The organism is Pseudomonas rossensis (assembly GCF_039888995.1).
GTDB lineage: Bacteria > Pseudomonadota > Gammaproteobacteria > Pseudomonadales > Pseudomonadaceae > Aquipseudomonas > Aquipseudomonas rossensis.
In genome coordinates, this window is record NZ_JBBWCB010000071.1 from 1 (window position 1) to 13,000 (window position 13,000).

Sequence of the window (13,000 nt, forward strand, 5' to 3'; positions counted from 1 at the left end):
GCCTTCGTCCTGCTGTTTATCCTTGGCGAACTCGACGATCAGAATCGCGTTCTTACAGGCAAGCCCCACCAGTACGATCAAGCCGATCTGGGTGAAGATGTTGTTGTCGCCTCCCGAAGCAATCACACCGGTGATGGCCGACAGCAAGGTCATCGGTACGATCAGGATCACCGCCAGTGGCAGGCTCCAGCTTTCGTATTGAGCCGCGAGTACCAGGAACGCCAGCAGTACGCAGAGCGGGAACACGAACAGTGCGGTGTTACCGGACAGAATCTGCTGGTAGGTCAGGTCGGTCCACTCGTAGGTCATGCCGTTCGGAAGTTCTTCCTTGAGCAGTTTCTCGATGGCTTTTTCGGCCTGGCCGGAGCTGTAGCCGGGGGCTGCCGCACCGTTGATTTCAGCGGTGATGAAGCCGTTGTAGTGCATTACACGGTCCGGGCCCGAGGTGTCGCTGACCTTGATGAAGGTCGCCAGCGGGATCATCTCGCCTTTGTTGTTACGCACTTTCAGCTGACCGATCTGGTCCGGTTCGAGACGGAACTGCTGTTCAGCCTGAACGTTGACCTGGTAAGTACGACCAAAGCGGTTGAAGTCGTTGGCATACAGCGAACCCAGATAGATCTGCAGGGTGTCGAAGATGTCGCTGACGGCCACACCGTGGGTCTTGGCTTTTTCGCGATCGATAGCTGCATCGACTTGCGGCACGTTCACGGTGTAGCTGGTGAACAGGGCGGCCAGTTCCGGCACGCTGTGGCTTTTGTTGATGATGTTCATGGTTTCTTTGTACAGCTCGTCATAACCCAGGTTACCCCGGTCTTCGATCTGCAGCCGGAAACCACCGATGGTGCCCAGGCCTTGTACGGGCGGCGGCGGGAAGATCGCCATGTAGGCTTCCTGAATCCCGGCGAACTGGCCGTTCAACGCACCGGCAATCGCACCGGCGGACATGCTCGGGTCTTTACGCTCATCGAACGGTTTCAGGGTCACGAAGACGATGCCGGCGTTGGGGCTGTTGGTGAAACCGTTGATCGACAGGCCAGGGAAGGCCACCGCACTTTCCACGCCAGGCTGTTTCAGGGCCAGGTCGGACATGCGTTTGATCACGTCTTCGGTACGATCCAGGCTCGAAGCGTCCGGCAGTTGCGCGAAGGCCACCAGGTATTGCTTGTCCTGGCCGGGTACGAAACCGGTCGGGGTGTTGGCGAAACCGAAGAAGGTCAGCACCATCAGGCCTGCGTACAGCAGCAGGGCGATGCCGCTGCTGCGGATAACCCGGCCCACGGTGCCGACATAACCATGGCTGGCCTTGTCGAAGAAGCGGTTGAACGGACGGAACAGCCAGCCACCAAAGATCTTGTCGAGGACCTTGGAGAAACGGTCCTTCGGTGCGTCATGGCTTTTGAGCAACACCGCAGCCAGGGCGGGCGACAGCGTCAGCGAGTTGAACGCCGAGATCACAGTCGAGATCGCGATGGTCAGGGCGAACTGTTTGTAGAACTGCCCGGTCAACCCGGAGATGAAAGCCGCCGGGATAAACACCGCACACAGCACCAGCGCCGTTGCGATGATCGGGCCGGTCACTTCACGCATCGCACGCTTGGTCGCGTCGACCGGCGTTAGCCCCAGTCCGATGTTCCGCTCGACGTTTTCCACCACCACGATGGCGTCGTCCACCACGATGCCGATGGCCAACACCAGGCCGAACAGTGACAGGGCGTTCAGCGAGAAGCCGAAGAGGTGCATCACGGCAAATGTACCGATCAGCGAAACCGGCACCGCCACCAACGGAATGATCGAGGCGCGCCAGGTTTGCAGGAACAGGATCACCACCAGAACCACGAGGATCAGCGCTTCGAAGAGGGTGTGAACCACCGCCTCGATGGAACCGCGCACGAAGATCGTCGGGTCATAGACGATGCTGAAGTCCATGCCTTCCGGGAAGCTCTTTTTCAGCTCCGCCATCTTGTCGCGCACTTCGTTGGAGATTTCGATCGCGTTGGAACCAGGGCGCTGGAAGATCGGGATCGCCACCGCCGGTTGGTTGTTCAGCAGCGAACGCAAAGCGTATTGGCTGGAACCCAACTCAATGCGAGCGATGTCTTTCAGGCGAGTGATTTCACCGTTTTCGCCGGAGCGAATGATGATGTTCTCGAACTCTTCTTCAGAAACTAGACGACCTTGCGTGTTGACTGACAGCTGGAAGGCAGTGGCATTCGGTGCAGGTGGCGCACCCAAGGCACCGGCAGCCACCTGACGGTTCTGTTCACGAATCGCGGTCACGACGTCGGTGGCGGTCAGGTTACGCGAAGCGGTCTTGTTCGGATCAAGCCAGACACGCAGCGAGTAATCGCCCATGCCGAACAGCTGCACGTCACCGACACCGCCCAGACGCGCCAGCTCATCCTTGATGTTCAGCAAGGCGTAGTTGGACAGGTAGAGCATGTCGTAGCGTTTGTCTGGCGAGGTCAAGTGCACAACCATGGTCAGGTCGGGCGAAGCCTTGTCCACGGTGATACCGATGCGCGTCACTTCCTCGGGAAGTTTCGGCTCGGTCCGGGTCACACGGTTCTGCACCTGTACCTGTGCGTTGTCCAGGTCAGTGCCCAGCGCAAAGGTAATGGTCAGGGTGATCTTGCCGTCAGCGGTGGACTGCGAGGACATGTACAGCATGTTCTCGACGCCGGTGATGGCTTGCTCTAGAGGAGCCGCCACGGTTTCACCGATGACTTTAGGGTTGGCACCCGGGAAATTCGCACGAACCACAACGGTCGGCGGAACCACTTCCGGGTATTCGCTGATCGGCAGCTGGAACAGCGAGATGGCGCCGGCGATCAGAATCAGCAGCGAAAGTACCGCTGCAAAGATCGGCCGTGAAATGAAGAATTGGGAAAAATTCATCGGAGTTGTCGTCCCTTAACCGCGTGGAGTCGCAGCAGCCAGTTTCACAACCGAACCCGGCGCGACCTTGGCAGGTGCGACTTGGGGCAGGTTGCTGGCTTCCAGCGCTTGTCGTTGTTGAGCCAGAGCGGCGAGGGTTTGCTCGCTGGCCATCGGGATCACTTCAGGTGTGACCGGCGAACCCGGGCGAACCCGTTGCAGCCCCTTGACGATGACGGTGTCGTCCTTGTTCAGGCCGCTGCGCACGATGCGCAAGCCTTCGATCTTCGGACCCAGTTCGACCGAGCGATACACCGTCTTATTGTCGGCATCCATCACCAGCACGAACTTTTTACCCAGGTCGGTACCGACCGCTTCGTCGTTGATCAGCACCGCGGAATAGGTGCCGCTGCCGACCAGTTTCAAACGTGCATACAGGCCTGGGGTGTAGGCGCCGTCGCTGTTGTCGAACACGGCACGACCGCGGATGGTGCCGGTTTTCGGGTTGACCTGGTTGTCGACGAAGTTCATCACGCCCTGGTGTGGGTTGCCGTCTTCGTTGGAGAGGCCGAGGTAAACCGGCGTGGTAGCACCGCGTTTGCCCTGGCGAGCGAGCTGGGTGTATTTGAGGAACACGCGCTCGTCGGCGTCGAAGTACGCGTAGACCTTATCAGTGGACACCACACTGGTCAGCGCGGTGGTATCGGCGGTCACCAGGTTGCCGGCGGTGATTTCCGCACGGCTGACGCGACCACTGATCGGCGCGGTAACACGGGTGAAACTCAGGTTCAGTTTGGCCAGGTCCAGTTGCGCCTGAAGGGCACCGACGGCGGCGCGGGCTTCTTGAGCCGCGCTGGTGCGCGAGTCGGCCAGCTCGGCGGAGATCGCGTTGCTGGTGCGCAGACGTTCGCCACGCTGGGATTCGTTTTCGCTGCGGGTGGCGTTGGCGCGGGACTGGGCAACCAGGGCTTCGAGGCGGCGAACCTCGGCCTGGAATGGACGCGGGTCGATCTGGAACAGCAAGTCGCCTTTCTTGACCAAAGCGCCTTCAGTGAAGGCCACTTCATCGATCTGGCCAGAGACCCGTGGACGTATTTCTACGGTTTCCGGCGCTTCGAGGCGCCCGGTGAATTCGTCCCACTCGTTGACCGGTTGTTCCAGCACCTTGGCCACGCTGACCTTGGCTGCGGGCATAGTGGCGGCCGTGTCCGGAGTCTTGCCGCAGGCGCTCATCACCAGCACGGCCAACAGGGCCAACGGGAAGCGCAAATGTTTGAGTGATTGTTCCATGGATGCATCCGCCAATGTATTGAGAATGGACGGATGATGCTCGGCGAGGTTGTATCGCACGAATCGAATGAGGCAAAGGTAACTATCATTCGGAATGATATAAGCCCCAGCCAAGCTCTCTAGCGTGCACCTTTCGTTAGGCGGCTATCAATTGGATTGATGACAATTCTGTGTTGCGGGGAGTGCAAAGGTTCAGATTGAGACCGCGTTGCGGCCTATCGCGAGCAAGCCCACACACTGGATCGGTAACGGACACAAATCCCCTGTGGGAGCGAGCTTGCTCGCGATAGGGCCAGAAGCCCTCATGCAAAATCAGGCTCAAGCAAGGCTATCCGGATCCCCGAAGAACATCTGAATCCTCGACCGTAGCCAACGCTCACCCGGATCATTATCCTGCGACCCGCGCCAGGTCATGTGCAATTCAAAACTGCGCACCGGCAACGGCGGGTCTTCAGCCCGCACACCACCGGCCGCCGTCAAGGCTTCAGCCGTGTAATCCGGCACGGTCGCGACAATATCGGTCCCGCTGATGAGTGTGCTGAGTCCGTTGAACTGCGGCACTGCGAGCACCACATGTCGTTTGCGTCCGAGCTTTTCCAGCTCTTCATCTATAAAGCCGCTCAGGTCGCCGGCGAACGATACCAGCGCATGAGGCCGTGCGCAGAAATCATCCAGGCTCAACGGCCCCGGCACCGTGTCGGCCCGCAACAGCTTTGGCATGCTGCGGCGCAGTACTTTGCGCTTGGCGTTGGCCGGCAGGTCGGCGGTGTAGCTGACGCCGATGGAAATTTCGCCCGACGCCAGCAGGCTCGGCATCAGGATGTAGTTGGCCCGACGCACCACCAGCACGATCCCCGGTGATTCGGCGCGCAGGCGCTTGAGCAGCATCGGCAGCAACGCGAACTCGACATCGTCCGACAGACCGATGCGAAACACCGCGGTGCTGGTGGCCGGGTCGAATTCCGCCGCACGGCTGACTGCGGTGGAAATCGAATCCAGTGCAGGAGAGAGCAGGGCGAAGATTTCCACTGCCCGGGCGGACGGTTCCATGCTGCGGCCGGTACGCACGAACAACGGATCATCGAACAGCCCGCGCAGGCGCGAGAGCGCCGCACTGATGGCCGGCTGGCCGAGGAACAGTTTTTCCGCAGCGCGGGTCACACTGCGTTCGTGCATCAATGTTTCGAAAACGATCAACAGGTTCAGGTCGACACGACGCAGGTCATTACGATTCATCTGGAGTCCTGGCAGAGTCATCAAGCTTGACGAGAGCGGCCATATGAGAACAATGGCCGGCATGAATATTACGGGGAAAGGCTGCTACTCTGCACCGAGTAATTCAGTTTTCCTGAAAAGGCTGCTTCGGTTTTCACGGCATTTGACGATGTCGCCGGCGCTGCGGAATCAATGACAGGCATGTCGACTATTAATAGCCACTGATAGTCTTGGGTAGAAAGCCCAGATAGAGTTCAGGGCATTAGAGGTTTCTTTGACGAGGTTTGCGATGTCCCGCACGATCCGTTTTCACAAGTTTGGTCCAGCCGAGGTGCTCAAATGCGAAGAGCATGCGGCCGCTCTCCCTGCGCCGGGCGAAGTGCAGGTGCGCGTCGAGGCGATAGGCATCAGCTGGTACGACATTCTCTGGCGCCAGAACCTGGCCTCGTCCCACGCTCGTCTGCCTTCAGGCCTTGGCCATGAAATGTCCGGCGTCGTGACGGCGGTCGGCGAGGGCGTCGATGATCTGGCAGTCGGTGACAAGGTCGCCAGCTTCCCGGCTGAAAGCCCCAACGATTATCCTGTCTACGGCGAGCAGATCGTTCTGCCGCGCTCGGCACTCACCCGTTACCCGGACGTGCTCAGCCCGATCGAAGCCAGCGTGCATTACACGCCGCTGCTGATCGCTTACTTCGCTTATGTCGATCTGGCACGGGTCAAACCCGGGCAGTTCTCTCTGGTGACCGACGCCAGCCATTGTGCCGGTCCGTCCTTTGTACAGCTGGGCAAGGCTCTGGGTATCCGGGTCATTGCCGCGACCAAGACGGCGGAAGAGCGTGAGTACCTGTTGTCCTTGGGTGCCGAGAAAGTCATCGTCACCGAGGAACAGGATCTGCTGATGCAGATCAACAAGATCACCGACAACCGTGGCGTGGACGTTGTGTTTGACGGTCTCGGCGGTCCACAGATGTCGTTGCTTGGCGATGTGCTTGCACCTCGCGGCAGCCTGGTGTTGTACGGCCTGCAAGGTGGCAACCAGACGCCATTCCCGGCCTGCGCAGCGTTCCAGAAGAACATCCAGTTCTTTGTGCACTGCATCGGCAACTTCACCGGCAAGCCGGAACTGGGCATCATCCAGGACCAGGTCGCACTGCAACGCGCCTTGCGCGACATCAACCAGCTGACCGCCGACCGCGTGCTGCTGCCGCTCAAGACTCGGGTCTTCCCGTTTGCCGAGTTTGTAGAAGCACACCGCTACATGGACGAATGCCCATGCCGCGAACGGGTCGCCCTCCAGGTCGAACCTGCATAAGCCCTTCATGTAAGCCCCTCTGCAAGAGTCCGTGCCCCCACGGACTCTTCTGTTTTCAGCACCTGCCAAAATGAGACGTCCCATTGCCCCATCAATGGGTCAGTTCAGCAACTGAACTGGTTTTTGCTCTCAATCTGTATCTTCTAATCATCATATAAGCCTTGATAATTGAATGATTACTTTCATCTCAAGGAATGAGTCATGGCTGGGTATCGGCTTGATACTTTTCAATACACACTGTTAATACATATCCGACCAATAGTTCGTTGTTGCGCAGTTGCCAAAAAAACATGGGTGACTTCTTTCTCTATTTTTTGTGCTAATTGTCTGTGGGACGCTGTCGGACATTTCCTAGGATGTCGCCCGCAGTCGCAAGAGGCTGGCTCTGCGGGGGTTCGCGGCCACCTGTCTCTGGCGGGAGCAGGGGAGACTTCTAGTTATTTCAAATAATTACTAAGGCTTAAGTGCTAGCATTTGGCAATAACGTCCAGTACTTCATTCGTGGCAAGCAACCCATTGCGCAATGCGTGTCGTTGTTGGCGCGATATCGAACTTAAAAGCATCAGGTAAATAAAGATGACCAATATCCATGACCAAGCGATGAACTATGTCTATCAGCAAGTGCTGCAGCGATTGCTGAGTTTCTTCTCGCGCGCCGAACGCACGGCATTGCAGCTGATGATTCAGCGACTGGTGGTGGCCGCCGGGGGCATGGAGCGTATTAGCGATTACAAGGTCTTGGCGATTCAGTCCGGGTCCCGTGACAGTTGTTACACCCTGGCGCTGCTGCGCGCTGCACAACTGAGTATCGCCGGCCGGGCGCCAGCGACATTCCAGTTGCGAGTGGCATCCTTGCGCTTGAACGACGTAAGCCCGACGGCCCTGGAAAACATCCATCGCAGCTACAGCGCCTTGTTCCTCTACGACGATCCTCGGGTCGAAGTGTTGATGGTCGATAACCGGGAAGTCCTGCCGTTCAACCACCTGACACCGATTTCCGAAGGCGGCCGTGAGTCGAATCGGCTCAATCTTTTGATGGTGGGCCATCGACGCGCCTGGAACGGGCCGCTTGATCTGTGGGACGACGGGTATCTGGCCACCGGCGAGTTCTATGGGCAAATAGCTCGTTGGGACAGCGGTGTCGATGCATTGATCAGCAGCGACTCACCTCGTCAGCAGAAGCAGTTTCTCGAGGGGTTGAAGCGTGCTGCCGCCAAGGCCGGGCTCAAGACCACGAATCACCACGAAACCGGCTACGAGGAGCTTTTCGCGTTGCTCGACGAACTGGGCAGTGACTGCTACCGCGCTTTTTATGCTGAGCACGGCCAAGTTGCGTGGCGTCCGGCCGAACGATTTGAGGCCTGTCGTCGTGCCACGTACATTGACATTCACGACATGCTGGTCAGCAACCTGGAAGAGCGTTGGCCGCTGCTCACAGAGTTTCTCGGTTTTCAACCTGACGAACTGGCGGCTCAGCTCAGCGACAACGAGTACGTCAGTCTTTCTATCTCTGCACACATGCGGGGGTTGCAGTCGTGCTTCGTGCTCGACCGCGACTACGAGACGGGTGTTGCCGAATACCTGCAACGGGCATTGGTGATGATGCGGCGCAAACAGCTGGCGGAACGGTTGTGCGAGCAAGCGGTAGAGGCGTTCGGCAATCCGGCAACGTTGGCCGAGCAGCGCGTGCTGGCAGCGGCCGAGGCCCAAAAAAACCTTGGCCTGAGCGAGGCTCAACTGGTGTGCCTGCTTTTTTCACCTTTCGTCGAGAATGGCGCGGTGCTTGAGCGTTTTCTGCGTCAGTGCCACCCCGGCATGCTCGTGGCGATGCCTGATTTGCACCGGGCAATGCAGGGCAATCCGGTGCCGGAGCAGGTTCTGCAATGGATGACCGACGTCAGCGGGTTGCCTGTCAGCTTGATCGGCAAGCTTTACCGCATGGGCCCGGTGTCTGCGGATGAGGGTAGGGCAGGCGCGCTGGAAATCGACGGCGCGGGTGTGCAAGCAGCAGCCGACTACGACGACGACACGGCGGTGGCGGATGAATGGTCAGCGGGGCGCTGAAAGTGCGTGGTTTGACAGATTTCTTGACGATGCATGATGACGTTCACACGGCATTCGGCCCTCGCCCATGAAAGGGCCACGAGAAACTGACTTCGCGTATCAGGCGGTGTACCGATATCTGACTAACCTGATCAACGAACCGGTCAGTGACACACGAGTCCGCCTGCCTTCGTTGCGACAGTTGGCGGAGCGTCTGAGCGTGTCGATCTCGACCATTCAGTACGCTTATTCGCTTCTGGAGAAGGAAGGGCGCGTTTATTCGGTGGCCAAGTCCGGATATTACGCGTTACCGGTGTCCTCCATCTGCACGTTCAGCAGTGGCAACGACCTGCTCGAAACCGTTTATGTCAACGCCAGACGTCCCGGAATGCTGGTCTTGAGCGCCGATGAACCGGCGTTGTTGCAACCCCTCGACAGTCCGTTGTTACTGCTGGAACGAGAACTGCTGCGCCAGTATCCGCGTCAGCCACAACCGACATCGCAACCTTGCGGCGAGCTGGAGTTGCGCATTGCCCTGGCAGCGCGCTACACCACCTCGCCGCTGCGCTGCTGGCATGCCGACGATGTCTATATTGGCGCCGACTTGCGTGGCGTGCTGGAAATACTGATCGCTGTGTTGAATCTCAAGGACGCCACGGTGTTGGTCGAGTCGCCGTGCGACTGGGCGATTCTGCGGTTGCTCCAGGCTGCGCAGGTGCGAGTGATCGAGCTGGCGGTGCAATCCAGCGGTGGCCTGGACGTCGAATGGCTCAAGGAGCTGCTGGAGACTGAGCCGGTGCGGCTGGTGATGGTTTCATCCGGGCTGAACATGCCGCGAGGCAGCCTGGCACCCGACGACAACCGACAAGTCGTCGCGCACTTGCTGGAGCGACATGGCAGTTGGGTGTTGGAAAACGACTGCTACGGCGAACTCGGATTCGAACCGGACGGCCAGCGGTTTCGCGACTTGCTGGACCCCGATCGGCTAATCGTGTTTTCCACCTTCGAGAAAATCATCGGACCGGAGGCGCCATACGGCTATCTGCTGTCGCGGCATTTCAGTGCTGAACTGCAACGGTACTTTCTGCTGCGTTCGTTCCGCTTGTCACCGATTCGCCAGAAAGCCATCGCTCGCTTGTACGGCAACGGACGTGTCGATCAGCACCTTCAGGTATTACGGCGGATGCTCAAGGACCGCAAGGTGCAGATGACTCAGCTGTTGCAGGAGCGTCTGGGAGATGCCTTGCACTTTGTCGAACCCCAGGGCGGTGCAACCATCTGGGTTCGTTCGCTGCGCCAGGTCGATGTACGTCGGGTGTTCCAGCGCCTGCTCAAGCACCAGGTGGTGATCGCACCGGGAGAGCTGTTCAGTCTCCAGGGCTTGCACGCGCAACACTTGCGCCTGAGTCACACCTTCGGTGGTGATCATGACCTTGCCGCGGCGTTGGGCCTGTTAGGGGATGCCTTGCGTCTGGAGTCGATCGATTGAGCCGGACCACACACCTTCCTTGGTACCCGTGGATCGATCCCATCGCGTTGCGGTCGAACTGCCAGTAAACTGCGTTCCTATTCCTGAACCACTCGACTTCAGAGGTTTTGCATGACACTCAGTCCTTTTGCGGGCAAACCGGCACCGGTAGAACTGTTGGTCGACATCCCGCGACTGGTGACGGCCTATTACACCGGCCAGCCCGATGCCGCCATCTCGACCCAGCGCGTAGCTTTTGGCACGTCCGGGCACCGAGGCAGCTCGTTCGACTTGAGTTTCAACGAATGGCACGTTCTGGCGATCAGCCAGGCGATCTGCCTGTACCGCGAAGCCCAGGGCATTGACGGCCCGCTGTTCGTCGGCATCGACACCCACGCGCTGTCCACCCCGGCCGGCGCCAGTGCCCTTGAAGTGCTAGCCGCCAACGGCGTGACGGTAATGATCGCCGAAGGTGACGAATACACCCCGACACCGGCCATTTCCCACGCCATTCTCTGCTATAACCGCGGACGCACCTCGGGCCTGGCGGACGGCATCGTCATCACGCCGTCCCACAACCCGCCGCAAAGCGGTGGCTACAAATACAACCCTACCAACGGTGGCCCGGCCGATACCCACATCACCAAGTGGATCGAAGCCAAGGCCAACGAACTGCTGAGCAACAAGCTCGCCGGCGTCAAGCGCATCAGCTACGAGCAGGCGCTGAAGGCCAGCACGACCCATTGTCACGATTACCTCAATACCTACGTCGCCGACCTGATCAACGTGATCGACTTCGACGCCATCCGTGATGCCAAGCTGCGTCTGGGTGTCGATCCGCTGGGCGGAGCCGGGGTGCGCTACTGGTCGGCGATTGCCGAGCATTACCGTCTGGATCTGGAAGTGGTCAACAAACAGGTCGATCCGACCTTCCGCTTCATGACGGTCGACTGGGATGGTCAGATCCGCATGGACCCATCGTCCACTCACGCCATGCAGGGCCTTATCGGTCTGAAAGAGCGTTTCGACGTAGCATTCGCGTGCGACCCGGACCACGATCGCCATGGCATCGTGACCCCGTCCGGTGGTTTGCTCGCGCCGAACAACTACCTCGCCGTAACGATCGACTATCTGTTCCAGAACCGTCCGCAATGGCGCGCCGATGCGGCCGTGGGTAAAACCGTGGTCAGCAGCGGCTTGATCGATCGCGTGGCAAAACGTTTGGGTCGTCGCCTGTACGAAGTGCCGGTCGGCTTCAAGTGGTTTGCTGATGGCCTGTTCGACGGCTCTCTGGGCTTCGGCGGCGAAGAAAGCGCCGGTGCTTCGTTCCTGCGCAAGGATGGCAGCGTCTGGTGCACCGACAAGGACGGCTTGATCCCGGCACTGCTGGCCGCAGAAATGACCGCCCGCACCGGCCGCGACCCAAGTCAGGCCTATCGCGCCTTGACCGAAGAACTGGGCGAACCGTTTTCGGTGCGCGTCGATGCCAAGGCCAACCCTGAGCAGAAGGCACTGCTGAGCAAATTGTCGCCGGACCAGGTCACCTCGACCCAACTGGCGGGCGAAGCGATCCAGAACATCCTCAGTCATGCACCGGGTAACGACCAGGCGATCGGTGGTCTGAAAGTCATGACCGAGAATGGCTGGTTCGCGGCGCGTCCGTCGGGCACCGAAGACATCTACAAGATCTACGCTGAAAGCTTCGTCAGTGACGACCATCTCAAGCAATTGGTGGCAGAAGCGCAAACACTGGTGGACGGCGCGATCTCTGCGAAGTAATCCAGAATGTAAAAAGGGGCGGCCATGACGGTCGCCCCTTTTTTTGTCCCGCATTTACCCGATCAAGCCAGGTCCACCAGGACGATTTCACTGTCTTCGATGGCGGTCACCCGCAACACTTGCTCATCGGCAACCGCAATACCGTCTCGAGCTTGTGCACGCAAGCCATTGACTTCAATGACACCGGTAGCGGGAACCAGATAGGCGCGACGGCCATTGTCAAGGCGATACTCGGCGGACTCACCGGCCTTCAGGTTCGCGGCCACCAATCGCGCATCGGCTCGAATCCGCAGGCTTTGATCGTCGCCGGCCTTACCGCTCGCCAGCGTTACGAAACCTTCGCGCTGGCCTTTTGGAAAAGGCTTGGCGCCCCAGGACGGTGCCAAACCGGTTTCGTTCGGGATGATCCAGATCTGGAATATCCTGGTCTCGGTCGCTTCCAGGTTGTATTCACTGTGGGCGATCCCGGTGCCGGCGCTCATGACCTGAACGTCGCCCGCTTCGGTACGACCCTTGTTGCCCAGGTTGTCTTCGTGAGTGATTGCGCCTTCACGCACATAAGTGATGATTTCCATGTCCCGGTGCGGGTGTTTCGGGAACCCGGTGCCAGAGGCAATCACGTCGTCGTTCCACACCCGCAGGTTGCCCCAGTTCATGCGTTTTGGGTCATGGTATTCGGCGAACGAAAAGTGGTGATGAGCATCCAACCAGCCATGGTGGGCGCCGCCCAGGGAGTTGAAGGGTCTGAGTTCAAGCATGATCGTCTCCTGAAAAGGTTCGTCATGGGGCAGAGCGCCTGAGCCACGAAGCGCGAACCGGTGGTTGATGGCGAGCATCATCTATCAGGCACTGATCGATAAAAAGCGTAAAAAGTACCTCAATGCAAACGAATAATTTGATATCAAATAACCTCGAAAGATTCTCACCCAACCTTCACTTCATCGCATAAGCCAATGACCTGTAAGCATTTCACTAGAACTGAACGGCAAATGCAGACACCATAGCCCTCAACAGCC

Annotated in this window: 8 protein-coding genes; 4 read left to right on the forward strand and 4 right to left on the reverse strand. The window is 58.9% G+C overall.

The genetic code is table 11. From position 1 onward, the window contains the following. The 3 genes from WLY71_RS18615 to WLY71_RS18625 form a co-directional block, all read right to left on the reverse strand. On the reverse strand, positions 1-2,898 hold a 2,898-nt coding region (locus WLY71_RS18615; protein WP_347804705.1), incomplete at its 3' end, for a multidrug efflux RND transporter permease subunit. A gap of 15 nt (positions 2,899-2,913) precedes the next feature. Further along, a complete protein-coding gene (gene mexE / locus WLY71_RS18620) occupies positions 2,914-4,167 on the reverse strand; it encodes a multidrug efflux RND transporter periplasmic adaptor subunit MexE (RefSeq protein ID WP_008156373.1) in 1,254 nt (417 codons plus the stop codon). A gap of 318 nt (positions 4,168-4,485) precedes the next feature. Next, the gene (locus WLY71_RS18625; RefSeq protein WP_347804706.1) at positions 4,486-5,403 is read right to left on the reverse strand and encodes a LysR family transcriptional regulator; all 918 of its coding nucleotides are present in this window, start codon (positions 5,401-5,403) and stop codon (positions 4,486-4,488) included. A 268-nt stretch (positions 5,404-5,671) separates the two neighbouring features. On the opposite strand from WLY71_RS18625, the gene WLY71_RS18630 reads away from it, so the two are divergent. The 4 genes from WLY71_RS18630 to pgm all read left to right on the forward strand — a co-directional run bounded on the left by WLY71_RS18630 (position 5,672) and on the right by pgm (position 11,984). Beyond that, positions 5,672-6,694: a zinc-dependent alcohol dehydrogenase family protein gene (locus tag WLY71_RS18630; protein ID WP_347804707.1), complete on the forward strand. Its 1,023-nt coding sequence runs from the start codon at positions 5,672-5,674 to the stop codon at positions 6,692-6,694. Between the two features lie 576 nt (positions 6,695-7,270). Beyond that, positions 7,271-8,758, forward strand: coding sequence for a hypothetical protein (locus WLY71_RS18635; RefSeq protein WP_347804708.1), 1,488 nt, complete (start codon positions 7,271-7,273; stop codon positions 8,756-8,758). Between the two features lie 67 nt (positions 8,759-8,825). After that, positions 8,826-10,226 carry an aminotransferase-like domain-containing protein gene (locus tag WLY71_RS18640; protein ID WP_347804709.1) on the forward strand — a complete coding sequence of 467 codons (1,401 nt, stop codon included), beginning with the start codon at positions 8,826-8,828 and terminating at the stop codon, positions 10,224-10,226. A 111-nt stretch (positions 10,227-10,337) separates the two neighbouring features. Then, positions 10,338-11,984, forward strand: coding sequence for a phosphoglucomutase (alpha-D-glucose-1,6-bisphosphate-dependent) (gene pgm / locus WLY71_RS18645; RefSeq protein WP_347804710.1), 1,647 nt, complete (start codon positions 10,338-10,340; stop codon positions 11,982-11,984). 62 nt (positions 11,985-12,046) lie between these two features. Here pgm and WLY71_RS18650 read toward each other — a convergent pair whose 3' ends face one another. Then, a complete protein-coding gene (locus WLY71_RS18650; RefSeq protein ID WP_347804711.1) occupies positions 12,047-12,742 on the reverse strand; it encodes a pirin family protein in 696 nt (231 codons plus the stop codon). Positions 12,743-13,000 lie beyond the last annotated feature (258 nt).

Excerpts from the sequence above, each read along its gene's own strand:
- mexE (WP_008156373.1), bottom strand. The coding sequence starts at position 4,167 with ATGGAACAATCACTCAAACATTTGCGCTTCCCGTTGGCCCTGTTGGCC.
- WLY71_RS18625 (WP_347804706.1), bottom strand. The coding sequence starts at position 5,403 with ATGAATCGTAATGACCTGCGTCGTGTCGACCTGAACCTGTTGATCGTT.
- WLY71_RS18630 (WP_347804707.1), top strand. The coding sequence starts at position 5,672 with ATGTCCCGCACGATCCGTTTTCACAAGTTTGGTCCAGCCGAGGTGCTC.
- WLY71_RS18635 (WP_347804708.1), top strand. The coding sequence starts at position 7,271 with ATGACCAATATCCATGACCAAGCGATGAACTATGTCTATCAGCAAGTG.
- WLY71_RS18640 (WP_347804709.1), top strand. The coding sequence starts at position 8,826 with ATGAAAGGGCCACGAGAAACTGACTTCGCGTATCAGGCGGTGTACCGA.
- pgm (WP_347804710.1), top strand. The coding sequence starts at position 10,338 with ATGACACTCAGTCCTTTTGCGGGCAAACCGGCACCGGTAGAACTGTTG.
- WLY71_RS18650 (WP_347804711.1), bottom strand. The coding sequence starts at position 12,742 with ATGCTTGAACTCAGACCCTTCAACTCCCTGGGCGGCGCCCACCATGGC.